A 26,535-nucleotide genomic window follows, 5' to 3' on the forward strand; every position below is an offset into this window, starting at 1 on the left:
TAGCTGTCCGCGGGGCCAGTTGCTCCGTCTGTGCCAGAGGGGACGGAACGGACGCGACCGGTGGCCGATTCGCGCTCCGTACTCGCGGTCCCGCCCGCCGCGCCGCCCGCCGGACCGTGGGCTGCCACTGTCGGGCCCAGCCGCAGCCGGGACCGGCTCCTATATCCGTCGCGGCCAACATGACACGGCTACTTCTCCGTGGCGGTGCATGTCTCCCCTTGCCCCCTGCCCCTAGCCTGCGGAGAACGAGGCACGCCACTTCCTCCTGAGGAGAGCGCTATGAGCACGATGACCGAACTGTCCGGAGGCCCGGCCCTCCCACAGGAGCGCCGCATTGTCACCGCCATCCCCGGGCCGAAGTCACAGGAACTCATGGCCCGCAAGGAGGCGGCCGTGGCCAGCGGTGTCGGCACCGTGATGCCGGTTTTCGCGCGGCGCGCCGGCGGTGGGGTGCTCGAGGACGTGGACGGCAACTCCTTCATCGACTTCGGCTCAGGCATCGCCGTGACCTCGGTGGGCAACAGCGCTGAGGCGGTCGTACGGCGCGCGACGGCGCAGTTGGAGGCGTTCACCCACAGCTGCGTGATGGTGACGCCCTACGAGCCCTATGTAGAGGTCTGTGAGCAGCTGGCCGGGCTGACACCTGGTGACCACGCCAAAAAGTCCGCACTCTTCAACTCCGGCGCCGAAGCTGTCGAGAACGCGGTGAAGATCGCCCGCGTGTACACCAAACGGCAGGCGGTGGTGGTCTTCGACCACGGCTACCACGGCCGCACGAATCTCACGATGGCACTCACCTCGAAGAGCATGCCGTACAAGCACGGCTTCGGTCCGTTCGCGCCCGAGGTGTACCGCGTGCCGGTGGCCTACCCCTACCGGTGGCTGACGGGGCCCGAGAACTGCGCCGAGGAGGCTGCGGACCAGGCAATCGACCAGATCAGCAAGCAGGTGGGCGCCGGGAATGTGGCCGCCATCGTGATCGAGCCCCTGCTGGGCGAGGGCGGCTTCATTGAGCCCGCGAAGGGCTTCCTGCCGCGCATCGCGGAGTTCGCAAAAACGCACGGCATCGTGTTCGTCGCGGACGAGATCCAGTCCGGCTTCTGCCGTACGGGTCAGTGGTTCGCCTGCGAGGACGAGGGCATCGTTCCGGATCTGATCACCACCGCCAAGGGCATCGCGGGGGGTCTTCCGCTGGCCGCCGTCACCGGCCGCGCCGAGATCATGGACGCGGCTCACTCCGGTGGACTCGGCGGCACCTACGGTGGCAACCCGGTCGCCTGCGCCGCGGCACTCGGTTCGATCGAGACCATGCGCGAGCTGGACCTTCCCGCTCGTGCGAAGCGGATCGAGGAGATCATGAAGCCGCGGCTGCAGAAGATGGCCGAGCAGCACGGCGTCATCGGCGAGGTACGGGGGCGCGGCGCGATGCTCGCTATCGAACTGGTGAAGCCGGGCACCAAGGAGCCCAACCCGGAGGCCACCGCCGCGCTCGCCAAGGCGTGCCACCAGGAGGGACTGCTGGTGCTCACCACCGGCACCTATGGCAACGTGATGCGATTCCTGCCGCCACTGGTGATCGGTGAGGACCTTCTCAACGAGGGCGTGGACATTGTCGAGGCCGCACTGTCCCGGCTCTGACCCGGTACGCCCTCGCCGCGGTCCCCCGAACGCGCTGGTGAAGAATGTGTGCGAGCCCCATGCCGGGACCGTGATCGCACTGTCCGGGCGGCGGAGCCTGCCGTACGGTTCCAGCAGATGAAAGCCGAGTCGTCTTTTCCCCGAAGCCGACCCGGCCGTGCCCTCGCGCACACGCCTCACAGACCGGACAACCGCCCGTCCCACACCCCCCGGGGCGCGCGGCGGTCAGGTCCCATCGGCCGCCTCGGGACTCTCCCCCCAGCCCCGGGGCGGCCGGTTTTCTCATGTGCGGCGATCTCACTGGCACTCTTTCTGCTGATCACCTGGCAGGTCGCCGTCGACGGCCCGCTCGTCGGCCTCGATCGGGCGTTGCGCGGCGAGGCTTCGGACTTGGCCTCATCTGATGGCGCACTGGGCACCACGGCACAGTTCTTCGCCGACCTCGGCGGCAGTGTGATCGCCCTCTCCGTGCTGGCGTTGGGCGTCGTGCCGCTGGTGTACTCGCGACGCTCCCCGCTTCCGCTGGTCCTCGCGGTCCTTGCTGCTGTCGCCGTGCCCCTGCTGGTTCTGCCGCTCAAGTTCGCCATGGCCCGCACCGGTCCGGACGGAGCGCCTCTTGGCGACTACGCCGGTTACTACCCCTCTGGTCACGCCGCGACGGCAGCGCTGGCGTACGGCACGCTCATGCTGCTGTACGGCGGGTCACGCCGCACGCCGTATGCCGCCGTAGTCCTGCTCAACATCGCCGTCGGTGCGGGGCTCGTACTGCGCGGTTATCACTGGGCCTCGGATGTCGTGGCGAGCTGGGCGCTCGCGGTCCTGGTGATGTGTGCGCTGACCCTCCTCAGCGGCCGTTTCCTTCCTTCCCGGCCATCCGCGCGGCTGCCTCGTGCATCGCCAGTTCCAGAACCGCAGGATCGGTGAGCGTGCCGCATCCGTCCGGCGGAATCAACCAGCGCACTCCCCCCGTCGTGCGCCCCGGGTACGGCGCGACGATCCAGGTGCCGCGCCCTGCACCGCGCACGCCGGTACCCAGCCGGCGGGTGACCGTCCCTCGCGGGACGAAGAAGCCCGTCCGGAAGCCACCGAAGTCCGCGAGGACTGGGCTCGGCCGCGGCACACAGCTCATGAGCACGTCAAGTGTTCGGCAACCGAGTCCGCCGTTGACGATCAAAACGTCCCACCGCAGCCCCGCGGGCAGCAGCGTGACGCCGAGCGGACTGCGTTCCCACTCCCCTTGGCAGGCGACTGGATCCGGTGCCACCGATGCCAACCACTCGATCGCGTCGGCGTCCTCCGCAGTGCCGTTCATGAGTGCGCCTCTGTGTGGTGGTGCTCTGCCACCACAGAGAGCGGTGCCGGGACATATCCTTACGCCGTTTCACCGCATCGATTTCGTGTCGTGCGCCGCGGCGCCGTACGAGTGGCCGTCCCGCCCTACGGCGCGACCGGCATGGCCATCGCCTCCAGCGGCCGGTCGGTCGGCACCGCGGGAACCGCACGGGCGTCGACCGTGTCCGCATGGCCGGAGTCGCCGTCGTCCGAATCCGCGTCGGTGTAGACCGTGAGTGCGATCACCACCACGACTACCGCGAGCACGGATATCACGACGCCGATGATCCCCATGACGAAGCCGGCTGTGGCCTGGCTGTGTCCGCCCAGTTCGCCGCGCGCGACCTTACGGCGAGCCGCGATCCCCAGGCCCAGCGCGATGGGCGAGGTGACCAGGGCGAGAACGATCCCGTAGCAGCTGGCGATCAGCACCATGCTGACGATGCCGAGAACCATCGCGGCGACAGACTGGCCGTTCGGCAGCGGAGGGCCCCAGCCCATTCCGGGGTGGCCATATCCGAGGTGTCCAGGTTGTGCGGGATACCCGGCATAGCCCGGGTATCCCTGGTATCCAGGATGCTGTGGCCCCGCGGAGGAGTAGCCGTACGGGCCGCCGGGCTGAGTGGCCCCGTACGGCCCCGCGTACGGGGTGGACTGCTGTGCGTGTGGATGGCTCGTCGACGGGGCGGGCGGAGGCGGCCCGACGCCGGGCGTCGGCGTCCGCGCCCACGGTGTCCTCGCCCCGGACGGGGGCCCGCCCACGACGGGCCCACCGGGCATTGCCGTCATCGTCGGCTGCTCCGCCACGGAGTTCCGCTTACGCAGCCGGTTGTCCTCCTCCGGCGGCGCCCAAGGGTCCTCCTTCTCACGGCCCGAGTGTCCCGATTGGCCTGCGTCTTCCGCCATGTCCCCCTCCTTGTATCCGTCCAGCATGCCGGGCGTCCGCAACGAAGACCACCCCGATTACGATGATCGCAACCTGCTGCACCGGAGGCTCCGTTGTCCGATCTGACCAGCTTTATCGCCGGACTGCCCAAGGCAGAGCTCCATGTGCATCACGTGGGCTCCGCCTCTCCGCGGATTGTCGCCGCCCTCGCCGCGCGACACCCGGACTCACCCGTCCCGAAGGATCCGGCGGCGCTCGCGGAGTTCTACACCTTCCGAGACTTCGCTCACTTCATCGAGGTGTACCTCTCAGTCGTCGACCTGATCAGGGACGCGGAGGACGTACGGCTGCTGACCTACGAGGTGGCCCGTGACATGGCCCGCCAGAACATTCGCTACGCGGAGCTGACCGTCACCCCTTTCAGCTCCACCCGTCGCGGCATCCCCGACGCCGCCTTCGTCGAGGCGATCGAGGACGCGCGCCGGGGCGCGGAGAAGGAACTGGGGGTAGTGCTGCGCTGGTCGTTCGACATCCCCGGAGAAGCTGGCCTCCAGGCAGCGGAGGAGACGGCTCGGATCGCGACCGATACCCGGTTGGGCGCCGACGGCCTGGTCTCCTTCGGTCTGGGCGGCCCTGAGATCGGGGTACCCCGCGGGCAGTTCAAGCCCTACTTCGACCGGGCGATCGCCGCCGGTCTGCGCAGCGTTCCGCACGCGGGCGAGACGACGGGCCCGCAGACGGTGTGGGACGCGCTCACCTCGTTGCGCGCCGAACGCATCGGACACGGTACGAGCGCCCCGCAGGATCCGAAGCTGCTGGAGCACCTGGCGGAACATGGCATTCCGCTGGAAGTCTGCCCGACCTCCAATATCGCCACCCGCGCGGTCGAGGTACTGGACGAGCATCCGCTGCGGGAGATGGTGGAGGCGGGCGTGCTGGTCACCATCAACAGCGACGATCCGCCGATGTTCGGCACGGACCTGAACGCCGAATACGGCATAGCCGCCCGCCTGCTGGGCCTCGGTCCTCCGGGGCTGGCCGCATTGGCGAAGAACGCCGTCCAGGTCTCTTTTCTCGACGCTTCCGGCAAGACCCGGATCTGCGACGAGATCGACGCGCATCTGTCGGCATGGCAGCAGTCGTAACCGCGGTGGCGCACCGGGGTGCACCGTACGTCGCCCGGGAGAACACCCTCGCGTCGTTCCGCTCCGCCATCGCGGCGGGCGCGGACGCGGTGGAACTGGATGTGCGGATCAGCCGCGACGGCGTTCCCGTCATTGTGCACGACCGCACGCTCGCCCGGCTGTGGGGTCTTGACACACCCGTCTCGGACCTCACGGCGACCCAACTCGAGGAAGTCACCTCCGGCGGGGTGCCGACGCTCGCCGACGCCCTTGCCACCACGCGGCAGGTCCGCACCCTCATCGACCTGCCCGACCACGCAGCGGTCCCCGCGGTGGTACACGGGGCGCGGGAATGCGGAGCGGAGGACCGCGTCTACTACTGCGGTGGCCCCGTGGCGATGCGCTCCGTGCGGGCGGCCGACCGGCACGCGGAGATCGCCCTCACCTGGAACCGGAGCGCCCCAATAAGACCCTCGCTGCTCGCGGACGTACAGCCACGGTGGCTGAACTACAGCTTCGGCGTGCTCAGCCCGCAACGAGTACGCGCCACCCTGGCCGACGGTTACCGTGTCTCGGCCTGGACTCCAGACACCCGACGGACCATGCGGCGGTTGGTCGCCATGGGAGTCGAGTCACTGACCACCAACCGCATCGACACTCTGTGCCGCCTCCTCGGTCGCCCCGTTCCGCCGTGCGGCCCCTTGCGTCCAGCACGCCGTTGACGGGCTGGTCCGGCCGTCCGGCTCAGGACTGGTACGGGTTCTGACCCTGCTGGCCGCCCTGCTGGGGCTGTCCGGCGAACGGGTTACCAGTGCCCTGCGCCGGGGCCTGCTGCTGGGGCGCGCCGTAGCCCTGCGGCTGGGGCTGGGCCCCCTGGGCGAGCAGGTGCTCGACGTTGTCCTTGGGGACTTCACTCTCGGCCCCGCAGAAGGTGCACTGCATGGAGTGCTTAGCCGGTGCTATCGGGAAGAGCGGGATGAAGAAGAGCGAGAACTTGGTGACCCGCTTGCGCAACGCATGTGCGGACGGGTTGCCGCAGAAGCCGCAGAGCAGGTTGAGCATAGCCAGCTGAAATGTCTTGGACGAGGTACCGAAAATAATCACGGCGGTTCCCTTTCCGGGCGTGTGCGGAACAAGTGTGCGGAAGCACGTGTGCGGAAGCACGCCGTTGCCGTCTCTGCCCCGTCGTCCGTGCCCACGGCAGGCACGGGACAGGAGATGGACGCAGGCGCGCGGACACGCCGCTTTCACCGCAAGCCTAGCCAACCACTCACCCCTCGCCACACGTCAGGGATCCGACGTCACAACTCCGCTGCAAGCCCCGGGCGGTGTGTCCGCCCGGGGCCGAACGGGCCGATGGCCGACGCGTTCTACAGTGCCGTCATGACGTGCTTGACCCGCGTGTAGTCCTCAAAGCCGTAGGCGGAGAGGTCCTTGCCGTAGCCGGACTTCTTGAAACCGCCGTGCGGCATCTCGGCGACAAGCGGGATGTGCGTGTTGATCCAGACGCAGCCGAACTCCAGCACCTTGGACATCCGCATCGCGCGCGCGTGGTCCGTCGTCCAGACCGATGAGGCGAGTGCGTACTCCACGTCGTTGGACCAGGTGACCGCCTCCTCCTCGGTGGCGAACGACTGAATGGTGATCACTGGCCCGAAGACCTCGTTCTGCACGATCTCGTCGTCCTGCCGCAGACCGGAGACGACGGTCGGCGCGAAGAAGTAGCCCTTGTCCCCCACCCGCTCGCCGCCCGCCTCGACCTTAGCGTGGGCGGGGAGCCGGTCGATGAAACCGCTTACCTTGCCAAGATGGACGGCGTTGTTCAGCGGGCCGTAGAAACAGTCCTCGTCGTTCGGATCGCCGGTCTTGACCTCGGCTGCGGCTTTCGCCAGCGCCGTGACGAACTCGTCGTGCACGGACTCGTGCACGAGGACGCGGGTTGCCGCTGTGCAGTCCTGGCCCGCGTTGAAGAAGCCGCCGTCACGGATGCCCTCGACCGCCGACGGGATGTCCGCGTCGCCGAAGACGACGCAGGGTGCCTTGCCGCCCAGCTCCAGGTGGACCCGCTTCACATCCTTGGCCGCGCTGCCCGCGACCTCCATTCCCGCCCGGACGGAGCCGGTGATGGAGGCCATGGCCGGTACTGGGTGCTCGACCATGAGCCGACCGGTGTCGCGGTCTCCGCAGACGATGTTGAAGATGCCCTGGGGCAGGTCCAGCCCTGCGAGTACGCCACCGATGATCTCCGCCATCAGAACCGTCGAGGCCGGGGTGGTGTCGGAGGGCTTCAGGACGACCGTGTTGCCGGCGGCGAGCGCCGGGGCGTACTTCCACACGGCCATCATCATCGGGTAGTTCCAGGGGGCGACCTGGGCGCAGACACCAATCGGTTCGCGCCGTACGAACGAGGTCAGCCCGTCCATGTACTCGCCCGCCGACTTCCCCTCAAGCATCCGGGCCGCCCCCGCGAAGAAGCGGATCTGGTCCAGCATCATCGGCAGTTCTTCCTGCCGGGTCAGTTCCAGCGGCTTGCCGGTGTTCTCGCACTCGGCGGCCAGCAGCTCGTCCTGCCGCTGCTCGAAGGCATCGGCGATCTTGAGAATGACGCGCTGGCGGGTAGCCGGGGTGGCGTCACGCCACGCCGGGAAGGCAGCCTGGGCGGCGGCCATCGCGGCGTCGACGTCGGCGGCTGCCGACAGCGGGGCGGTGGCGTACGGCTCGCCGGACGCCGGGTCGATCACCTCGGTCGTACGCCCGTCCGCAGCGTCCCGGAACTCCCCGTCGATGTAGTTGCGCAGTCGACGCAGCTCGGCGGTCACTTCGCACCCTCCTGTCAGCTGTCCAGCAGTTGAGACACATCTGTCAGCGCCAGCCTAACCACCCGTGCGGCCTTCCCGAAGGGCCCGGGAGGACGGACCGTGATGAGTCCATACGGACGGACCTGGGCCGCCCTCCCGCCGAGCCTCCGCCCGCTTCGGCAGCGGCTGTCCCTACGGTGCCAGTGACCGATGTCCCTGGCGGTCGTTCACCCAGCCAGGGGTAGGGACGAGCAGAGCAGAGGTGAGTGGAGGTGCCTTCCATGGCTGCCCCGCCGGATGACGACGTGCTCTGGGCACGTGGACTGCACTACACGTACGACGGCTCTCCGGCCCTGCAAGGAGTCACCCTGGGCGTGCGGGAGAGGGAGATCGTCAGCATCGCCGGGTCCCGCGGCAGCGGGAAGACCACTCTGCTGGGCTGCCTCTCGGGGCGACTGCTCCCGGCCGGAGGCGAGGTCTGGTTCGACGGAGTGCCCGTGCACACGCTGGGGCTTGGGGCACGCGAGCGGCTGCGTCGTGACCGCTTCGGCTGGATCGGCAGCGAACCGGAGCTCGTCCCCGGACTCACGGCGTGGGAGAATGCCGCGCTGCCGCTGCTGCTGCGCGGCGCCGGGCACCGTGCCGCGCGCACCGCCGCCCACGAGTGGCTGGATCGGCTGGACATCGGGGACTGCGCCGACAGGCGCCCCGCCCACCTGCTCCAGTCGCAGCGTCAGCGAGTGGCGATCTCCCGGGCATTGGCACACTCCCCTGCCGTGCTCTTCGCCGACGAGCCGACCGCTCCACTGCACCAGGCGGACCGGCTCCAGGCGCTGCGCACGCTGACCGCGGCGGCCCGGTCGCACGGCATCACCGTGGTGCTCACCTCCCACGACCCGACTGCCGCTTCAGCCGTTGTCGGCGGTCCGGCTGACCGGTTCGACGACTCCCCCGCGGCCACACTGGTGGACCGGACGATCACGCTGATCGACGGCCGGCGGACGCCGCCCGTCGCCACCGCACCGGATCCGGAGGGCAGCGCCGCGTGCTCGCTCTCCGCCTAGCCCGCGGCGCACCTCCCCTGGTCCTCATCAGGAGGCTGCTGGTCATGGGCTCGGCGGCAGGCGTCGGCTTCCTCCTGTTGAGCACTCTCGGTTACGCCGCCTCGCACCCGCGCCACTCCGGAGACGCTCTGGTACGACTCCTGTGGTGTCTGGCGCCGCTCGCGGCGACCGTGCAGCTGGCAGCCAGCAGTACGCGGACCGATACGGGGAAGCGGTCCCTGTCCGCCCTGGACGCCGCGGGGGTGGGGCCCGGACGTCTGCCGATGCTGGCCGCGTTCACGACCGCCGTCCCGTGTGTGCTGGGCAGTGCGGCGGCGCTGCTGGCGTTCCTGCATCTCCGCGGCGGGCCCGACTCCGTACCGTTCGACGGTGCGGCCGCCGATGTGCTCTCCGCACACCGGCCCCTGCCCGTGGGGGCGGTGTTGCTGCTGCTCTGCATCGCACCGTTCGCCGCGGCCTCAGCCAGCGCGTTCACCCTACGGCCGCGTCCCGCCCGCCGGGTGCGGGGGGCGCGGCGCGGAGACGCCTCCGCGGGCTCCGCCGGCGACCGGGAACCGGCCGTCCCCGCGCCGCTCCGCTTCGCCTGCGACGACCGGCAGGTGCCGACGCCGTCCGGGCTGCCCTGGGGTGCGGCGCTCACCGCCATCGGGATCACGGTCGCCACGCTGAGCCGTGGATCATCAGAGGACTCGCAGCGTTCCGAGTTGCTGCCGCTGCCCGGAACGCTGGAGGGAAGCCCGCCAGGTGTCCTCGGCGGCTGGCTGTTGACGGCACTCGGGCTCGTGCTGGCCGGGCCCGGGCTCACACACCTGTGCGGGCAGCTCATCAGCGCCGGCCGACCCGGTGCCCTGCGTCTGCTGTCGGGGCGGGCCCTGCAGGAGGAGGCGGGCAGCGTCGGGCGTCCGCTCGGTGTGCTGTGCGCGATCGGCTCGGGCACACTCGCGGCGGTCGAGGCGTACGGCGCGGCGCCCGACGACGGCACGCGGGTGTTCGGACCACTGACCGCGATCGGCGCGGCTCTGATCCTGTGCTGCGCCACCGCGAGCGCGCTTACGGCGGTCGCCGAAGCCCGCGCCGCACGTGCTCCGGCGACCACCATCCTGCTCCGGCTGGGTGCGCCCCGGTCGCTGCTGCGCCGGGCCGCAGCACTGCGGGGCGCGGTGCTGGTGACCGTACTGGTGGCGTTGACCTGTCTGGTGGGTGAGGTGGCTGCGCTGCCGCTGAGCCGGTCCGCGGGCTGAGCCGCCGAGGCTTCGCCGTCTGCTGCTCCTGGGGGGCTGCCCCGTTCGGCGCGGTACGGCACTCTACGCTGACCGCATGCCGACCCCGTATACCCCTGAACAGGCCGCTCCCGACCGGGAGATAGAGACCCTTCACGAGTTCGACCGAGTCATCGCGGCCACGGGTTCTCTCAGTGGCCTCCGGATACAGTCCGTCGATCTCAGCTCGCGTACGAACGTGCTGGCGGAGGCCGATACCGAGGGCACCGTCTTCCTCGGGTGCCGGATGCCTGTGGAGGCGGCCGCCCGGGCACAGGCCGGCGGCGCCCTTGTCTTCCCGCCGGTGCCTCATCTGCCGTTCAACCCGTACCGGGCGGCACTGTACACACCGGAAGAGCTCTTCCACGGTCTGTCCGACGGCTATCCGCAGACGCCGGACGCCCGTTCGTACGCCTGGTTCCAGCACACCAGGTCGGACGGCGATGTCTTCTCCTCGATGCTGCGTGCCGTCCACGACGACTCGGTTTCCGACGCCTTGGACGAGCTCCTCACCGGTGCCCGAGTAGTGGGCGTGATGGGCGGTCATGCCCTCCAGCGGGGCTCGGAGGCGTACTCAGGTGCGGCACGGCTCGGGCGTACACTCGCCCGAAGCGGTCTGACCGTCGCGACCGGCGGGGGGCCGGGCGCGATGGAAGCGGCGAACCTCGGCGCCTACGCCGCGCCCTTCGACGACGGCATGCTGTCCAAGGCCCTGGCCCTGCTCGCCGACGCCCCGTCTTTCGCCCCGTCGGTCGGTGACTGGGCGCGGGCCGCGTTCGCGGTGACTGACGGGTGGCCCGACGGCGGGCACTCCGTGGGCATTCCGACCTGGTTCTACGGGCACGAGCCGCCCAACCCCTTCGCCCGGCACATCGCGAAGTACTTCGTGAACGCCGTCCGTGAGGACGGCCTGCTGGCCCGTTCCAACGCGGGCGTGGTCTTCCTGCCGGGGGCGTCGGGCACGGTGCAGGAAGTCTTCGACAACGCCACACCCAACTACTATGAGTCGCGCGGCGTACCGACCCCGATGGTGCTGGTGGGCAGGAGGCACTGGACTGACGAGTTGCCTGCCTGGCCCCTGCTGCGGGCGCTGGCACGCGAGCGGCCGATGGCCTCCCGTATCGCGCTGGTGGACGAGGTGGACGAGGTGCCCGCAGCGCTCGCCCAACTCGCCTGACGCCTCGCTCCGTTTGTGCCATGCCACGAGGACGCGTGGTGAACGGCGCACGTGAGGTCCGGGTACGGCACCAGGTCTGGCGCGATGCGGCCGAGGCTCTCGGCCGGCAGGACGGTGCTGCCCCGGACACTCGCCACCGTGCCGATGGGACACATCAGGCCTGCAGTCAGCCGCCCGGCAGCACCACGACGTCGCCCCCGGCGAACACGACTCCGACCCGCTCGTCCATTTGAGGAGCGGCGGGCAGAGTGCAGGTGGCCTCCAGACGAGGCCCTGCCTCGGGCTGCAGAAGCAGCGAGACGGCAGAAGTCGCACCGCCACGGAAGGTGCGGCCGGTGACGGTGCATCGCAGCCCTTCCTCCGGCCCCGTGAGCACAACGCCGGTGGGGCGGACGAGTAGTCGACAGCCCCCCTCGGGAGTGCCGGCCGGGACGGGGATCTCACCCCAGGACGTTCCGGCCTTGTCCCCTCGCACCATTGCCTCGACGACGTTCTCGAAGCCCAGGAAGCGGGCCACGAATTCTGAGGCGGGATGCTGCCACACCTCGAGCGGTGTACCGGTCTGCTCGACGCGGCCTTCTCGCATGACGACCAGCCGGTCGGCGAGCGCGAATGCCTCACCCTGATCGTGGGTCACCGCGAGGACGGTGGTCCCCAACCGGCGGAACAGCTGGCGGAGTTCGACGAGGAGTCGCTCCCGAAGGCTGCGGTCCAGTTGTCCCAGGGGCTCGTCGAGCATCAGCAGACGCGGCTGCGGCGCCAGCGCACGAGCCAGAGCCACCCGCTGCTGCTCTCCTCCGGAGAGGGAGGACACGGCTCGGTTGCGGACGCCGGGCAGGCCCACCAAGTCGAGCAGTTCACCGACCCGGCGTTCGGACTCCCGGCGCCCCGTACGCCGCATCCGGAGCCCGAAGGCGACATTGTCCTGGACGTTGTGCTGCGGGAAGAGCTGGTGGTCCTGGAACATCAGGCCGAGCTGGCGCTTGTGCGCGGGTATGCCGTTCTGGTCGATTCCCGAGAGCAGCACGCGCCCCGTGTCGGGCTGCTGCAGACCGGCGACGACGCGCAGCAGCGTGGACTTCCCGCTTCCGCTCGGTCCCAGCACACAGACCGTTTCCCGGTCGGCGACGTCCAGTCCGACCGTGTCCAGCGCGGTGTGCCCGCCGAAGCGGACGGTAACGCCGTCGATCCGCAGCATCAGAACTCCCCCGAGCGGTCGGTCCGCAGACGTTCCAGTACCAGCAGCGAACAGGCGCACACGAGCATCAGCACCGTACTCAGGGCCATGGCCTGCCCGTAGTTGAGCTCACCGGCCCGGCCCAGGAAGCGGCCGACCGCGACGGGCAGAGTGGGACTGTCGGGGCGCGCGATGAAGATCGTCGCACCGAACTCGCCGAGCGAGACGGCGAACGCGAAGCCCGCGGCGACCAGCAGCGCGCGCCGCACCAAGGGCAGGTCCACCTCGCGCCAAGCGCGCAGCGGCGAGGCGCCGAGCACCGCGGCGGCCTCACGCAGCCGTACGTCGACCGCCCGCAGCACGGGAAGCATCGTCCGTACGACGAAGGGAACGCCCACCAGCGCCTGGGCCAAGGGCACCAGGATCCACGACGAACGCAGGTCCAGCGGGGGTTCGTCCAAAGCTATGAGGAAACCGAAGCCGACGGTGACGGCGGAGGTGCCCAGTGGCAGCATCAGCAACGCGTCGAAGCCCCGTACGAGCTTGCCGGCGCGGCGGGTCAGCGCAGCGGCGGCGAGGCCGCCGACCAGCACGGCGATCACGGTGGCCGCGGCTGCGTAGGCGAGGGAGTTGCCGATCGCCTCCGCTGGGGCCACCAGGAAGGTGCCGGTCTCGTCGACGGACCACAGGGCACGGTAGAAGGTCAGCCCGTAACTTCCGTCCGACGTACGGAGCGAGCGTTCCATCAGGACGCCCAGCGGTGCCAGGAGCAGCACAGCGATGACGGCCAGTACGGAGCACAGCAGCGCCCACTGTCCGGCGCCGTGTGGCCGGCGGGCGGTCTGCCGGGCATCGACGAGCCGCAGCGCCGCCTCCCTCTTCCGCACCGACCAGGCGTGCAGAAGGAGCAGCACTGCCACCGCGGCGAACTGCACGAGCGTCAGCACGGCGGCGGTGGACAGCTGCAGCAGTCCGGCGGTCTGCCGGTAGATCTCGACCTCGAGCGTCGCATAGCCCGGACCACCCAGGATCTGGATGACTCCGAAGGAGGTGAAGGTGAACAGGAAGACCATCAGCGCCGCCGCGGCCAGGGCGGGGGCCAGGGCGGGCAGCGTCACTCGCCGCCAGGCCTCGAAGCGGCTCGCGCCCAGCACGCGAGCTGCCTCCTCCTGACGGGGGTCGAGCTGGGCCCACAACCCTCCGACGGTGCGTATGACGACGGCGTAGTTGAAGAACACGTGCGCCAGCAGGATCGCCCAGACCGAGGTGTCCAGCCGCACCCCCCACAGCTCGTCCAGCACTCCGCCGCGGCCCAGCAGCCCGAGGAAGGCCGACCCGACCACCACGGTCGGCAGGACGAAGGGCACCGTCACGAGTGCACGGAGGAGCTGCTTGCCCGGAAAATCGAAGCGGGCGAAGACGTACGCACCGGGCAGCGCGATCAGCAGGGTGAGTCCCGTCGACGCCGCGGCCTGCCACACGGTGAACCACAGGACGTGGAGGGTGCCCGGATCGGAAAGCACCTCCGTGAGGCCACCCAGTTGCCAATGACCGCCCTCCCGAAGTCCGCGGCCGACGATGGCGGCGACGGGATAGGCGAAGAACAGCGCGAAGAACGCGAGAGGCACGGCCATCAGGCCAAGCCGCACGGCCGCAGCGCGGCGCCGTACGGTGCGGCGGCGCGGAGCCGACGGCTTCGCCGGAACGTTGCCTCGCTTGGTCACCTCAGTCAGCACGGGCGCTGCTCACACGGTCACTTGAGCACCAGTGAGGTCCACGACTTCACCCACTGGTCCCGGTTCTTCCCGATCCGTGCGGGCTCCATCCGGGCCGGGTTGTCGACGGTCACTCCGTAAGTCGTGAACAGCTCCGGCAACTCGACGTCCCCGCGCGCCGGATTGACGAACATGCTGAGCGGCAGTTCTTGCTGGAACGACTTACCGAGCATGAAATCCAGCAACGCCTTGCCGCCCTTCACGTTCGAGGCGCCGTCCAGCAGCCCGGCGAACTCGACCTGTCGGAAGCACGTTTCCTCGGCCACACCGGTCGGAGCCTGCTTCGGCTGCGGGTCCTTGCCCAGGACCTCGGCGGGCGGGCTGGAAGCGTAGGAGACGACGAGCGGCCGGTCACCCTTGCCCTTGCTCGCCCCGGAACCGCTGAAGCGGTCGTTGTACGCCTGCTCCCAGCCGTCGACGACCTCGACGCCGTTCGCCCTGAGCTTCTTCCAGTAGTCCTGCCAGCCGTCGGCCCCGTATTTCTGCACCGTGGCGAGCAGGAAGCCCAGGCCGGGAGAGGACGTACCGGCGTTTTCGGTGACCAGCAGGTTCTTGTAGTCCGGCTTGACCAGGTCAGCGAGGGTACGCGGCGGGTCGAGCTTCTTGTCGGCGAAGTACTTCCGGTCGTAGTTCACGCATATGTCGCCGGAGTCGATCGGCGTGACGCGGTGCTGCTCCGCGTCCAGTTGCAGCTTCCCGGGGACCTTGTCCAGGCCCTTGGCCTCGTACGGAGCGAAGACGCCTTCGTCGAGGGGCCGGGAGAGGAAGGTGTTGTCGACGCCGAAGAAGACGTCGCCTTGGGGATTGCCCTTGTTCAGCACCGTCTGGTTGACGGCGGCGCCCGCGTCACCGCCTCGCAGGATCCTGACTTTGTAGCCGGTCTTTTCGGTGAACTCCCGCAGCAGCTTCTTGGACACCCGGAACGAGTCATGTGTGACCAGCGTGACGCTCTTCGCCCCGTCGCCGCCCCCTTGAGAGCCGTCGGAGCCGCTGCAGGCGGAGAGCAGCGCCAGGCCCAGCGCGATGGTGAGGGCGGTGGTGCCGGTCTGCTTCATCGTGCTGCCTTCGGGTGCGGGAGTACGCGGGCACGCGGGCAGCATAAGAGTCGGTCCGAACTTCCTACCCAGCATGACCTGGGCGAGGTTCGAGGGTCTGCGGCCGATAATGCCGCACTCTCAGCGCTGCTCGCGCTCCCCTGTCGGTTCTGCGTAAACGTTCGTTCGAACAGTACCAGCCCGGCAGTACCGTCCGGCCGGTCTCTTCGCCCGCTTCAGCGCTCGGTCGCGGCGAGCTGGCCGCACGCTCCGTCGATCTCCTGACCACGGGTGTCACGTACGGTCACCGGCACTCGGTGCGCCTCCAGCGCCCGTACGAACTCCTGCTCGTCCTCGGGCCGGGATGCCGTCCACTTGGATCCCGGTGTTGGATTGAGCGGGATCAGATTGACGTGGACCGGCTTGCCCTTGAGCAGCCGTCCGAGGAGGTCGGCTCGCCACGCCTGGTCATTGATGTCCCTGATCAGTGCGTACTCGATCGAGACCCGCCGACCGGACCTTTCCGCGTATTCCCAGGCCGCGTCCAGCACGTCGCGGACCTTCCAGCGCGTGTTCACGGGCACCAGCGTGTCCCGGAGCTCGTCGTCCGGGGCGTGCAGGGACACCGCGAGCCGGCAGCTGAATCCCTCGTCGGCGAAGCGGCGCATCGCCGGCACCAGGCCGACCGTGGAGACCGTGATGCCTCGCTGTGAGAGCCCCATCCCGTCCGGCTCGGAATCGGTGAGCCGACGGATCGCACCCACCACCCGCTTGTAGTTCGCCAGCGGCTCCCCCATCCCCATGAAGACGATGTTCGACAGCCGGGCCGGGCCGCCGGGCACCTCGCCGTCGCGGAGCGCCCGCACCCCGTCGACGATCTGATGGACGATCTCGGCGGTGGACAGGTTGCGGTCCAGCCCCGCCTGTCCGGTCGCGCAGAACGGGCAGTTCATGCCGCATCCCGCCTGTGAGCTGACGCACATCGTGACCCGGTCCGGGTAACGCATCAGCACCGACTCGACGAGCGTCCCGTCGCGCAGCTTCCACAGCGTCTTACGGGTGGTGTCCTCGTCGCAGCTGATATGCCGCATCACACTCATCAGCGGCGGCAGCAGCTCGCTCGCCAGCTTCTCGCGCGCGGCCGCCGGGATGTCCGTCCACTGCTCCGGATCGTCCGCGTAGCGGGCGAAGTAGTGCTGGGACAGCTGCTTGGCACGGAACGGCTTCTCGCCGAGCGCGGCGACCGCCTCGCGGCGTTCGCCGGGGTCGAGGTCGGCAAGATGCCGCGGCGGCCTGGTGGCCCCGCGCGGCGCGACGAAGGTGAGTTCTCCGGGTACAGGCATGATTCCTCAAGTGTCGCAGACGAGCGGCAGGGCCCCTACCGCGCACGGAACGGGCCCTGACCTCACCCGTACCGGGCGCCGTACGGCGTGCGGCAGCGGGGTGTGCCGCACCGTGCGTTCAGCCGGAACCGACGAAGACCACCAGCAGCAGCCAGACCACCGGGGCCGTCGGAAGCAGCGAGTCCAGACGGTCCATGATCCCGCCGTGCCCCGGCAGCAGAGTGCCCATGTCCTTGATTCCGAGGTCCCGCTTCATCATGGACTCGCCCAGGTCGCCGAGGGTGGCGGTGACGGCGACGGCGAAGCCGAGCACGAGGCCCTGCCACCAGATTCCGTCGTCGATGAGGAAATGTGCACAGAGCGCACCCGCCGCCATCGCGAACACGACGGCGCCGAGCAGACCCTCGCGCGTCTTTCCGGGACTGATCCTCGGAGCGAGCTTGTGCGAGCCGAAGCGCCAGCCGACGGCATACGCCCCTGTGTCGCTGACCACTGTCAGCAGCAGGAAGGTGAGCACCCGCCATGCGCCGTCGTCCGCTGCGAGCATCAGCGCGACGAACGTCGCCAGAAACGGTACGTAGAACGCGGCGAACACCGCTGCCGTGACATCCCGCAGATACTGCTCGGCCGAGTCCGTCATCCGCCAGACCAGTACCGCGAGTGCCGTCAGGGCCATCGCCACCCAGGCGCCCTCCGCTCCTCGTGCGTAGCCGGCGACGACCATCGCCGTGCCGCCTACCGCGAGCGGCACCAGCGGCACCCGGATGTCCTTGCGTTCGGCGAGCCGGGAGGTGAGTTCCCACAAGCCGACCACAACCGCGACGACGACGACACCGACGAAAGCCGGCTTGTAAACGAAGAGTGAGGCGGCGATCACCACTCCGAGACCGAGGCCGACCCCTATCGCGGCCGGCAGATCCCGCCCGGCACGCTTCTTACCGCCGCTCCGCGCCCCCTCACGCCTGCCCGCGGCAGGTACGGGTGGCGGCTCAGCCTGAGCTCGCTCACCGTCGCGGCCTACGTCGCTGTTCCCCGCGCCACCAGAGCGTGGGTCGCGGGGGTCGGAGTCACCGGGGCGGCCGGGTACTCCCGGACTGGGCACCATGGGCATGGGCCGAGTCTGCGACGTGGCCGCCAGGTCGCCGCCGAGGCGCGCGGGACCGGCACCATCGCTTCGCTGGGCGGAGCTCACCGGCCCGGCACGTCCCGGACCGGGAGGGCTCCAGTATTCCGCTCCAGGCGGCGGAGCCCCTTGTGTTGAGTCAGTCACTGATCGCAGCCTCAGACTTCGAGCAGTTCGGCTTCCTTGTGCTTGAGCAGTTCGTCGACCTGCCCCACGTACTTCGCCGTGGTGTCGTCGAGTTCCTTCTCCGCACGGCGGCCCTCGTCCTCACCGACCTCGCCGTCCTTGATGGCTTTGTCGATAGCCTCTTTGGCCTTGCGGCGCACGCTGCGGATTGAGATCTTGGCGTCCTCGCCCTTGGTCTTCGCGACCTTGATGAACTCCCTGCGGCGTTCCTCGGTCAACTCGGGGAGAACCACCCGGATGAGGTGGCCGTCGTTCGAGGGATTGACCCCCAGATCAGAGTCACGGATCGCCTGCTCGATGTTGCGCAGCGCGGTCTTGTCGAAGGGTGTCACCACCGCCATCCGCGGCTCGGGCACCGAGAAGGACGCCAGTTGATTGATCGGTGTCATCGAGCCGTAGTACTCCGCCACGATCTTGTTGAACATCGCGGGGTGCGCACGGCCCGTGCGGATCGCGGCGAAGTCCTCCTTGGCGACGACGACCGCCTTCTCCATCTTCTCCTCGGCCTCGAGGAGGGTCTCTTCGATCACCACGTGCTCCTGGTATTTCGATGAATGGGCCTGATACTGCATTCTTCCGGTAAGGATCCCCGGCCGTCCGCAGTGCGCTGATTCCTGCACGGTGTCCGACCTGCAGGGTGTTGTCCATCCCCGTACCGCGCTGTCCGACGGCTCACCGCCGCAGGTGAATTCGGCGGCAGCAACTCAGTCGCGCGTACTCTGGCTGCTGACCAGGGTGCCGATCTTCTCACCCTTGACCGCCCGGTCGATGTTGCCCTCGGTCAGCAGCCCGAAAACGAGAATCGGCAGCTTGTTGTCCCGGCACAGGGTGACCGCGGTGGCGTCGGCGACCTTGAGGTCCCTGGTGATGACCTCGCCGTACTCCAGCGCGTCGAACTTCACGGCGGAGGGGTTCGTCGCCGGATCGGCGTCGTACACACCGTCCACACCGTTCTTGCCCAACAGCAGCGCCTCCGCGTCGATCTCGAGGGCGCGCTGTGCGGCTGTGGTGTCGGTGGAGAAGTACGGCATGCCCATGCCCGCACCGAAGATGACGACGCGGCCTTTCTCCAGGTGCCGTACGGCCCGCAGCGGGATGTACGGCTCCGCGACCTGTCCCATGGTGATGGCTGTCTGGACGCGGGAGTCGATGCCCTCCTTCTCCAGGAAGTCCTGGAGGGCAAGGCAGTTCATGACCGTGCCCAGCATCCCCATGTAGTCGGAGCGCGCCCGGTCCATGCCGCGCAACTGGAGTTCCGCGCCGCGGAAGAAGTTGCCGCCCCCGATCACGACGGCGATCTCTGCGCCTTCCCGCACGACGGAGGCGATCTCCCGCGCCACCTTGTGCACGACATCGGGGTCGACTCCCAGTCCTCCACCTCCGGCGAAAGCCTCGCCCGAGAGTTTCAGCAGAAAGCGACGCCGCTTGCCGTCTTTGTCGATGTCATTGCTCATGGAGATCTCCTCGTGCATACGAAGGAGGCCATTGCCGGCGGATCCTCTCGGCTCCTCGTGGCAATGGCCTCCTCGTCAGAACTGCCGTGTACCCGACCCTAGCCGGTCCGTGACCGGACCGCGGATCAGGAGGGGCGGCGTACGGGTCAGGCGCCTACGCGGAAGCGGGCGTAGCGCTTGATGGCGACACCAGCCTCCTCCAGCACCTTCTGTACGGACTTCTTGTTGTCCTTGGCGAACGGCTGGTCCAGCAGGCAGTTGTCCTTGAAGTAGCCGTTCACCCGACCCTCGACGATCTTCGGCAGGGCCTGCTCGGGCTTGCCCTCCTCGCGCGCGGTCTCCTCGGCGATACGGCGCTCGCTCGCCACCGTCTCGGCCGGCACGTCCTCGCGGGAGAGGAACTGCGGCGAGAACGCGGCGATGTGCTGGGCGACATCCTTGGCGATGACGGCCTTGGCGGCCTCGTCCGCGGAAGCGGCGTCCAGCTGGACGAGCACGCCGACCTGCGGGGGCAGGTCCGGGCTGGTCCGGTGGAGGTAAGCGGCGACGTAGCCGTCGGAGAACTGCGCGAAGCGGTCCAGGACGATCTTCTCGCCCAGTGTCGCGTTCGCCTCGTCGACGTAGGCCTGAACCGTCTTGCCGCTCTCGATCTCCGACGCGAGCAGCGCCGGCGTGTCGGCCGGGCTTACTTCGGCGACATGGGCGGCGATGGCGTCGGCAGCGGCGACGAACTTGTCGCCCTTCGCCACGAAGTCGGTCTCGCACTTGAGCTCGACGAGCACGCCGGTGGCGTTTCCGTCGGCGATAAGGGCGACGACCGCGCCGTTGGAGGCGGTGCGCGACTCGCGCTTGGCCACGCCCTTCTGGCCCTTGACGCGCAGGATCTCGACGGCCTTGTCGACGCTTCCCTCGGCCTCGTCCAGCGCCTTCTTGCAGTCCATCATGCCGGCGCCGGTGAGCTCGCGCAGCTTCTTGACGTCAGCGGCGGTGTAGTTCGCCATCCTTCTTTCCTTCTGTGCACTGGGCCCCGCACCATGCTGAACACGGGGCGGGGCTGATCCGTATGAGGTCGCTGGAGCGGCCTGGTGAGAAGCTCCTCGCTTTACGGCGAGGGTCGTCACGACGAGCGTGCAGTCCTTCTCAGAAGAGCCGTACCGGATACGTCGGCCGACGGCGGGAGAATCCCTCACACCGTCGGCCGACGCGTATCACGCGTCTTCGGCGGGCTTCTCGTCGGCCGCGGGCTCCTCGGCGGCAGCCTCGGCCGGCTTCTCCTCGGCCACCGGCTCCTCAGCCTTGGTCTCCTCGACCGCGGGCTCCTCGGCCACCGGCTCAGCGGCAGTCTCGGTGGCTTCGGCGGCGGGCTCCGCAGCCTTGGCCTCGTCGGCCTTCGGCTCCCCGGCCTTCTCGCCCTCGAGCAGCTCCCGCTCCCACTCGGCCAGCGGCTCGCCTGCGGCCTTCTCGCCCTTGCCCTCCGAGGAACCGGCGGAACGGGCGATGAGGCCCTCCGCCGCGGCGTCGGCGATCACACGGGTGAGCAGGGTGACGGAGCGGATCGCGTCGTCGTTGCCCGGGATCTTGTAGTCGACCTCGTCCGGGTCGCAGTTGGTGTCGAGGATCGCGACGACCGGGATGTGGAGCTTGCGCGCCTCACCAACGGCGATGTGCTCCTTCTTGGTGTCCACGATCCAGACGGCGCTGGGCACCTTCTGCATCTCGCGGATACCGCCGAGAGTCTTCTCCAGCTTGGCCTTCTCACGGGAGAGGACGAGCAGCTCCTTCTTGGTGAGGCCGGAGGCGGCCACATCCTCGAAGTCGATCTGCTCGAGCTCCTTGAGGCGCTGGAGACGCTTGTAGACGGTGGAGAAGTTGGTGAGCATGCCACCGAGCCAGCGCTGGTTCACGTAAGGCATGCCCACGCGGGTGGCCTGCTCGGCGATGGCTTCCTGGGCCTGCTTCTTGGTGCCCACGAACATGATGGAACCGCCATGGGCGACGGTCTCCTTGACGAACTCGTAGGCGCGGTCGATGTACGACAGCGACTGGAGCAGGTCGATGATGTAAATGCCATTGCGCTCGGTGAAAATGAAGCGCTTCATCTTCGGGTTCCAGCGACGGGTCTGGTGCCCGAAGTGGACGCCGCTTTCCAGCAGCTCCCGCATCGTGACGACGGCCATGGCCGTTCTCCTTGAGGTACTCGGTTGTTTCGCGGCGTCCACGCGGGCGCCGCATGCCTGACGCCCCTGACGCGTTGTGCCCTGGAACTCTCCTGGGAGAGCGTCCGGGGACCGAGGTACGCGGCCACCGGGTGAGGGTGGCGGGGCGTGCGAAGTCGATCCGGTGACCCGGATCGCCACCAGAAGTGTACGGGACCCCGGCGCGGGCGCGCGACGGAGCCCGCGCACGGGGCAGGAACGGCGTACGGAGCAGGTACGGCTCAGCGCCCGCGTCACCGTGCGCAGGGGGCGCCGGGGTGCGACGCCGCGTTTACGGATCACCACGTTCGGGTGACGAGGATTTCCACAACCGGCCAGTAGTCCACCGGTTCTCACCTTGATCCCCAACAGAGCTCAGCGTCGGTCACCTTTTGTGCATGCGAGGACGACAGTACGTATGCGCAGGGTTGGCGGTCGCGATGGCGGCCGCGCTGCTCACGGTCGGCGCGTGGGCCCGTGCGGCCTCCACGACAGACGGCACGGGAGGGGCCGAGGCCACCACCCGGGGCCGCAAAGAGGTGGCGGATGCCCCGGTCGTGCCCGGCGGACGCGGCGGGACCACCCGCCCCCGCGAGGACGGGCGTGATCGCAGCTGGCCCGTGCCCGGTGAAGGCAGAGGCGCGACACGGCCGCTGGTACTCCGCGGCTGGGAGCCACCGGCGACGGGCTGGGGCCCCGGCCACCGCGGGGTGGATCTCGCGACCCGGTCCGGCGGGCCGGTGTACGCCGCGGCGGCGGGCCGCGTGGTGTTCGCGGGCACGGTGGCCGGTCGCGGCGTCGTCTCCATCGAGCTGACAGGCACCACCCTCGACAGGAGCCGCCGGGCCGGGGACGCCTCACCGCTGCGGACGACCTTCGAGCCGGTACGGGCATCGGTGGTGAGGGGAGACCGGGTCCGGGCCGGGGAGAGGGTGGGCACGGTGGAGTCAGGCCCCTTCCACTGCGGTGACGCCTGTCTGCACTGGGGACTGCTGCGGGGCGAGCATTATCTCGATCCGCTCGCACTGCTCCCGCCTCGGATGCTGAGCCGCGGCCCCTCCCGACTGCTGCCGTTTCTCGGCCGCCCGCTGCCCGAGCGGCGGGCGGATCCACGGGGCTGGCCGCGGGGCGGCGTCAGCCGCGCACTCCGTGCAGTGCCATCGACACGGCTGCCTCCGTGATGCGGTCCGGGTCCTCCGCAGCACCGAGCTCGATGCGCCGGACCGCCGAGTCCACGACGCCCTGCAGCAGCATCGCGGTGAGACGGGGTTGCTGATGCCCGAGGTCGGCCAGCGCCTCGACGACCATCGAGATCAGACCGCCGTGCGCAGCGCGGATCCGTTCTCGTGCGGACGCGTCCAGCTCTCCCGCCGAGATGGCGACCACGGCCCGGTGCCGCCGGTCGCCGACGAGCGCCAGCTGGCGACGCACGTACGCCTCGATCCGCGCTTCGGGGGTTTCCGCGTCAGCCATGGCCGTCTCGACTTCGGCCGCCCACACCGGGAAGTCGGCGGCGCACAGTTCCTCGACGACAGCTGCGCGCGAGCGGAAGTATTCGTAGACGGAGGAGCGGGCGAGGCCCGTGCGCTGCGCGAGCGCCGGGAAGGTCAGTGCCTCGGTGCCGCCCTCGGACAGCAGCGAACGTGCGGCGTCCAACAGTGCGCCGCGCTGCATGGTCCGGTGTTCGGCCACGGAGGCTGCTCGGATCCTGGGCACATGGCCACTCTACGGAGGGCAGTAGGGATTCAGCGACCCGCCTCGGCAAGTTTGGCCCGGAGCTGCAGCACTGATTTGGTGTGAATCTGACTGACCCGGCTTTCGGTGACTCCCAGCACCTGACCGATCTCGGCCAGGGTCAGGCCCTCGTAGTAGTAGAGGGTGACCACCGTCTTCTCGCGCTCGGGGAGCGTGTTGATCGCGCGGGCCAGGAGCCTTCTCAGCTCACGGTCCTCGGCGATCTCGACCGGATTATCGGCTGCGGTGTCCTCGAGGGTGTCCATCAGGCTGAGCCGTTCGCCGCTGTCGCCGCTCCCGTGCAGGAGCTCCTCCAGCGCCACCACGTTGGCCAGGGACAACTGGCTGAAAACGCCGTGCAGTTCCTCCAGCGTGATCTCCATCTCGGCAGCGACCTCGGCCTCGGAGGGGCTGCGCCGCAGCGATGCCTCCAGCGTGGCGTAGGCGCGTTCCACCGCGCGGGCCTTCTGCCGTACCGAGCGCGGAATCCAGTCCATGGCCCGCAACTCGTCGATCATTGCCCCTCGGATGCGGGTGATCGCGTAGGTCTCGAACTTGATGGACCGCTCGGGATCGAACTTCTCGATGGCATCGATGAGGCCGAAGACTCCGGAGGAGACGAAGTCCGCCTGTTCCACGTTGGACGGCAGGCCGACGCTCACCCGCCCGGCGACGTACTTCACCAGTGGTGAGTAGTGGAGGATGAGTTGTTCCCGCAGCCTGCCGTCGCCGGTGCCCTTGTACGACCGCCACAACTCGTCGAGCGAGCTGGGGACAGCCCCGGACGCCGCGTCGTCGACTGCGACGGGCGCCTCGGCAGTGGCCGTACGGTCGGGCCCGGAGTTGTGCTGGGGCATTCGTCGCCTTGAGCCGTTCTAGTGGAGAGTCGGAGAGATGTCGTGAGCGTAGCGTGACTGTAGTGTCGCGATGTGCGATGCACCCGTGGCCCGGCATGCGCAGATACGTTCCGCTGCACGCACCCCGGGGTTTCGCCCAGCGGCAGTGCCCGTACCGGGCGGGCGGAGCACGGGCAAGGAGGTTCAGCGCACCAACTCACCCTTTCACCCAGGAGCCGCAGGTCAAGGACCGCACCGTCACCCGATGGAGTGCCTGTGCCCGGCGGTGACGCCCGGAGTGAGCCGCCAGTGCTCGCCACGGCGTTCGACGAAGCCCAGGGATCTCAGCTCATGGAGCCGCACGAGCGCCTGCTCGGGCGGTGTGCCTGCCGTGTCTGCCAGCCGCCCCACATCGACGGCGCAGTGGGCGGGCATCGCCTCCAGTACCCGCACCGTGTCGGGGGGCAGCACGTCTCGCGGGAGTACGGGGCCCCGCCGCTCCGGCGCCAGCTCACCGACAGCGCCGACGAGTTCGACCACTTCGGCCGGTTCGGTGACCAGTTCCCCCTCCATCCGCAGGAGTTGATGGACCCCGGCGGACATGCCCGAGGTCACCGGCCCCGGCACGCCCATGACCATCCGCCCCAGTTCCCTCGCCCGCCGGGCCGTCGAGAGGGATCCGCTGCGCAACTCGGCCTCCACGACGACGGTGCCCCGGGTGAGGGCGGCGATGACCCGGTTGCGCAGCACGAAGCGGCTGCGGGTGGGATGGTCGCGAGGTGGAAGTTCGGCGATCAGGAGGCCCTGTCCGGCCAGGCGACCGATGAGCTCACGGTGACCTGCCGGGTAGGCGACATCGACTCCACAGGCGAGCACGCCGATGGTCGCCCCGCCGACCGTGAGCGCTCCGCGGTGGGCCGCACCGTCGACGCCGTAGGCGGCCCCGGAGACCACCGTCCAGCCCCGGTCGGCCAGTCCGGCACCGAGCCCGGCGGCGACATGGAGGCCGTAGTCCGTGCAGGCCCGGGCCCCCACCACGGCGACGGATCGAAGAGCCCAGAAGCGGAGGGACGGCGCGCCCCGGACCCACAGACCGATCGGCCGGGCGGCCCCGAGGTCGTCCAGCTGGCCTGGCCACTCGTGGTCTCCGGGGCAGAGGAATCGGCCGCCCAGCTGCGCCAGACCCTCCAGGTCGGCCTCCGGTCGCGCGCCCCGGGCTCGCCGCCGCAGACCGTCCCATCGCTGTCGGGTCACGCCGTCCAGTGGGTGATCGCCTGCGGAGAGCGCGCGCATCACCTCCTGCGGTCCGTACCGCTCCAGCCAGCGCCCCATCATTTGGTCTCCAGGTTCGGCGATCCGGGTGAGCGCGGCCCGTGCCGCCCGCTCTGCGTCGCCGCTCACCCCGCGCCACCCTGGTGGCCGTCGCGCTGGAAGCTGCTCCCCACGTACCTGCTCCTGTCATGGCCGCTTCCGCCTTGGTCGTTCCTCGCCTCGGGGATGCCTCGCCGGATCCCGGTGCGCATTTCCAGCGCGCACCTGACGTCGGCGGCGGCAGGGCGGTCGCGCCCCGCGAGGTCCGCCACCGTCCAGGCGACCCGCAGCACCCGGTCCAGACCGCGGGCGGTGAGCAGACCGCGGTCCATGTCCTCCTCCGCCTGTACGAGGGCTCCGGATGCGAGCGGCCAACGGGTGCGCAGCGCATGCCCGGGCACCTCGTTGTTCGTCGTCCACGGGGTGTCCGCCAGCCGGGCGGCGGCCCGCTCCCGTGCCGCCAGCACGCGGGCGGCCACCGTCGCCGTGGATTCCGCGCTGCCGTACAGGGCGGCAAGCTCGGAACGGGCGAGGGGCTGCACCGTCACGCGCAGGTCGATACGGTCCATCAGCGGCCCGGACAGTCGCGCACGGTAGCGCCGGACGGACGACGGGCGGCATTCACAGTCCACGCCCCTCATGCCGTGTCGCCCGCAGGGGCACGGATTGGCGGCGAGCACGAGGAGGAAGCGGGCGGGCATGCGCATCATGCCGTTGGCCCGGGCCACCACGACATGCCCGGATTCGAGTGGCTGACGCATCGCGTCCATGACCTTCCCGCTGCACTCGGCTGCTTCGTCCAGAAAAAGCACTCCGTGATGTGCCACGGACACGGCTCCCGGGCGGGGCAGACCGGTGCCGCCGCCGATGAGCGCGGCCATGGTCGCCGAGTGGTGCGGCGCGCAGTAGGGCGGCCGGGTCACGAGCGGCTGCTCCTGCGGCAGCGTCCCGGCCACCGAGTGCACGGCCGTCACTTCGAGGGACTCCTTGGCCGTCAGGGCAGGCAGGAGTCCGGGGAGCCGCTCGGCGAGCATGGTTTTCCCAGCACCTGGGGGAGCGTAGTGTATGGAACGAAACCGGAGTCCAGCA

At 69.5% G+C, this 26,535-nt stretch carries 24 protein-coding genes and 1 pseudogene; 8 read left to right on the forward strand and 17 right to left on the reverse strand.

Features of this window, described 5'->3' with window-relative positions:
- Nucleotides 1–288: 288 nt before the first annotated feature.
- Nucleotides 289–1,638 carry a 4-aminobutyrate--2-oxoglutarate transaminase gene (gene gabT / locus LHJ74_RS30595; RefSeq protein WP_260221656.1) on the forward strand — a complete coding sequence of 450 codons (1,350 nt, stop codon included), beginning with the start codon at nt 289–291 and terminating at the stop codon, nt 1,636–1,638.
- Nucleotides 1,639–2,028: 390 nt separating this feature from the next.
- Entirely contained in the window at nt 2,029–2,562 is a 534-nt protein-coding gene (locus LHJ74_RS30600) for a phosphatase PAP2 family protein (RefSeq protein WP_260221510.1), read from the forward strand.
- On the opposite strand, the gene LHJ74_RS30605 is transcribed toward LHJ74_RS30600, so the two are convergent.
- Both LHJ74_RS30605 and LHJ74_RS30610 read right to left on the reverse strand, forming a co-directional pair.
- Nucleotides 2,483–2,950, reverse strand: a complete 468-nt coding sequence (locus tag LHJ74_RS30605) for a hypothetical protein (RefSeq protein ID WP_260221511.1) — start codon at nt 2,948–2,950, stop codon at nt 2,483–2,485. The genes LHJ74_RS30600 and LHJ74_RS30605 overlap by 80 nt on opposite strands.
- A gap of 125 nt (nt 2,951–3,075) precedes the next feature.
- Complete coding sequence (locus LHJ74_RS30610) at nt 3,076–3,876, reverse strand: DUF4190 domain-containing protein (protein WP_260221512.1); 801 nt, start codon at nt 3,874–3,876, stop codon at nt 3,076–3,078.
- 93 nt (nt 3,877–3,969) lie between these two features.
- On the opposite strand from LHJ74_RS30610, the gene LHJ74_RS30615 reads away from it, so the two are divergent.
- Together LHJ74_RS30615 and LHJ74_RS30620 are read left to right on the forward strand one after the other, a co-directional pair.
- Nucleotides 3,970–5,001 (forward strand): adenosine deaminase, encoded by a 1,032-nt coding sequence (locus LHJ74_RS30615; protein WP_260221513.1) that lies wholly within the window; start codon nt 3,970–3,972, stop codon nt 4,999–5,001.
- Nucleotides 4,986–5,702, forward strand: a complete 717-nt coding sequence (locus tag LHJ74_RS30620; RefSeq protein ID WP_260221514.1) for a glycerophosphodiester phosphodiesterase — start codon at nt 4,986–4,988, stop codon at nt 5,700–5,702. The genes LHJ74_RS30615 and LHJ74_RS30620 overlap by 16 nt, the downstream gene beginning before the upstream one ends.
- A 22-nt stretch (nt 5,703–5,724) precedes the next feature.
- Here the strand turns inward: LHJ74_RS30620 and LHJ74_RS30625 are convergent, their stop codons facing one another.
- Nucleotides 5,725–6,084 carry a zinc-ribbon domain-containing protein gene (locus LHJ74_RS30625; RefSeq protein ID WP_260221515.1) on the reverse strand — a complete coding sequence of 120 codons (360 nt, stop codon included), beginning with the start codon at nt 6,082–6,084 and terminating at the stop codon, nt 5,725–5,727.
- Between the two features lie 266 nt (nt 6,085–6,350).
- Nucleotides 6,351–7,799, reverse strand: a complete 1,449-nt coding sequence (locus tag LHJ74_RS30630) for a gamma-aminobutyraldehyde dehydrogenase (protein WP_260221516.1) — start codon at nt 7,797–7,799, stop codon at nt 6,351–6,353.
- A 260-nt stretch (nt 7,800–8,059) separates the two neighbouring features.
- Between LHJ74_RS30630 and LHJ74_RS30635 the strand changes: the two genes are divergently transcribed.
- The 3 genes from LHJ74_RS30635 (at nt 8,060) to LHJ74_RS30645 (ending at nt 11,278) form a co-directional block, all read left to right on the forward strand.
- A complete protein-coding gene (locus tag LHJ74_RS30635; protein ID WP_260221517.1) occupies nt 8,060–8,842 on the forward strand; it encodes an ABC transporter ATP-binding protein in 783 nt (260 codons plus the stop codon).
- Nucleotides 8,824–10,083 (forward strand): hypothetical protein, encoded by a 1,260-nt coding sequence (locus LHJ74_RS30640; RefSeq protein WP_260221518.1) that lies wholly within the window; start codon nt 8,824–8,826, stop codon nt 10,081–10,083. The genes LHJ74_RS30635 and LHJ74_RS30640 overlap by 19 nt, the downstream gene beginning before the upstream one ends.
- Nucleotides 10,084–10,159: 76 nt before the next feature.
- Nucleotides 10,160–11,278 carry an LOG family protein gene (locus tag LHJ74_RS30645; RefSeq protein ID WP_260221519.1) on the forward strand — a complete coding sequence of 373 codons (1,119 nt, stop codon included), beginning with the start codon at nt 10,160–10,162 and terminating at the stop codon, nt 11,276–11,278.
- 166 nt (nt 11,279–11,444) lie between these two features.
- Here the strand turns inward: LHJ74_RS30645 and LHJ74_RS30650 are convergent, their stop codons facing one another.
- From LHJ74_RS30650 to rpsB, 9 genes are all read right to left on the reverse strand, one after another.
- Nucleotides 11,445–12,476: an ABC transporter ATP-binding protein gene (locus LHJ74_RS30650; RefSeq protein WP_260221520.1), complete on the reverse strand. Its 1,032-nt coding sequence runs from the start codon at nt 12,474–12,476 to the stop codon at nt 11,445–11,447.
- Nucleotides 12,476–14,089 carry an ABC transporter permease gene (locus LHJ74_RS30655; RefSeq protein ID WP_260221657.1) on the reverse strand — a complete coding sequence of 538 codons (1,614 nt, stop codon included), beginning with the start codon at nt 14,087–14,089 and terminating at the stop codon, nt 12,476–12,478. The genes LHJ74_RS30650 and LHJ74_RS30655 overlap by 1 nt, the downstream gene beginning before the upstream one ends.
- Before the next feature lie 119 nt (nt 14,090–14,208).
- Entirely contained in the window at nt 14,209–15,285 is a 1,077-nt protein-coding gene (locus LHJ74_RS30660) for a thiamine ABC transporter substrate-binding protein (protein WP_260221521.1), read from the reverse strand.
- Nucleotides 15,286–15,500: 215 nt separating this feature from the next.
- Nucleotides 15,501–16,607: a dual-specificity RNA methyltransferase RlmN gene (gene rlmN, locus LHJ74_RS30665; protein ID WP_260221522.1), complete on the reverse strand. Its 1,107-nt coding sequence runs from the start codon at nt 16,605–16,607 to the stop codon at nt 15,501–15,503.
- 118 nt (nt 16,608–16,725) lie between these two features.
- Nucleotides 16,726–17,877, reverse strand: a complete 1,152-nt coding sequence (locus tag LHJ74_RS30670; RefSeq protein ID WP_260221523.1) for a phosphatidate cytidylyltransferase — start codon at nt 17,875–17,877, stop codon at nt 16,726–16,728.
- A gap of 11 nt (nt 17,878–17,888) precedes the next feature.
- Nucleotides 17,889–18,446 carry a ribosome recycling factor gene (gene frr, locus LHJ74_RS30675; RefSeq protein ID WP_260221524.1) on the reverse strand — a complete coding sequence of 186 codons (558 nt, stop codon included), beginning with the start codon at nt 18,444–18,446 and terminating at the stop codon, nt 17,889–17,891.
- A 174-nt stretch (nt 18,447–18,620) separates the two neighbouring features.
- Nucleotides 18,621–19,388, reverse strand: coding sequence for a UMP kinase (pyrH, locus tag LHJ74_RS30680; protein WP_260221525.1), 768 nt, complete (start codon nt 19,386–19,388; stop codon nt 18,621–18,623).
- A 128-nt stretch (nt 19,389–19,516) separates the two neighbouring features.
- The gene (gene tsf / locus LHJ74_RS30685; protein WP_260221526.1) at nt 19,517–20,371 is read right to left on the reverse strand and encodes a translation elongation factor Ts; all 855 of its coding nucleotides are present in this window, start codon (nt 20,369–20,371) and stop codon (nt 19,517–19,519) included.
- A 207-nt stretch (nt 20,372–20,578) separates the two neighbouring features.
- A complete protein-coding gene (gene rpsB, locus LHJ74_RS30690) occupies nt 20,579–21,547 on the reverse strand; it encodes a 30S ribosomal protein S2 (RefSeq protein ID WP_260221527.1) in 969 nt (322 codons plus the stop codon).
- A gap of 416 nt (nt 21,548–21,963) precedes the next feature.
- On the opposite strand from rpsB, the gene LHJ74_RS30695 reads away from it, so the two are divergent.
- Nucleotides 21,964–22,746 carry a murein hydrolase activator EnvC family protein gene (locus LHJ74_RS30695; RefSeq protein ID WP_260221528.1) on the forward strand — a complete coding sequence of 261 codons (783 nt, stop codon included), beginning with the start codon at nt 21,964–21,966 and terminating at the stop codon, nt 22,744–22,746.
- On the opposite strand, the gene LHJ74_RS30700 is transcribed toward LHJ74_RS30695, so the two are convergent.
- The 4 genes and pseudogenes from LHJ74_RS30700 to LHJ74_RS30715 form a co-directional block, all read right to left on the reverse strand.
- Nucleotides 22,700–23,239 carry a TetR/AcrR family transcriptional regulator gene (locus LHJ74_RS30700; RefSeq protein WP_260221658.1) on the reverse strand — a complete coding sequence of 180 codons (540 nt, stop codon included), beginning with the start codon at nt 23,237–23,239 and terminating at the stop codon, nt 22,700–22,702. The two genes, LHJ74_RS30695 and LHJ74_RS30700, sit on opposite strands and share 47 nt — an antisense overlap.
- 71 nt (nt 23,240–23,310) lie before the next feature.
- Nucleotides 23,311–24,156, reverse strand: a complete 846-nt coding sequence (gene whiG / locus LHJ74_RS30705) for an RNA polymerase sigma factor WhiG (RefSeq protein WP_260221529.1) — start codon at nt 24,154–24,156, stop codon at nt 23,311–23,313.
- A 237-nt stretch (nt 24,157–24,393) separates the two neighbouring features.
- Nucleotides 24,394–25,536, reverse strand: a complete 1,143-nt coding sequence (gene dprA / locus LHJ74_RS30710) for a DNA-processing protein DprA (RefSeq protein ID WP_260221530.1) — start codon at nt 25,534–25,536, stop codon at nt 24,394–24,396.
- A pseudogene (locus tag LHJ74_RS30715) lies at nt 25,533–26,501 on the reverse strand (ATP-binding protein); the annotation flags it as partial. The gene dprA and the pseudogene LHJ74_RS30715, both read right to left, overlap by 4 nt.
- Between the last annotated feature and the right edge of the window lie 34 nt (nt 26,502–26,535).

The organism is Streptomyces gossypii, assembly GCF_025165795.1.
Taxonomy (GTDB): domain Bacteria; phylum Actinomycetota; class Actinomycetes; order Streptomycetales; family Streptomycetaceae; genus Streptomyces; species Streptomyces gossypii.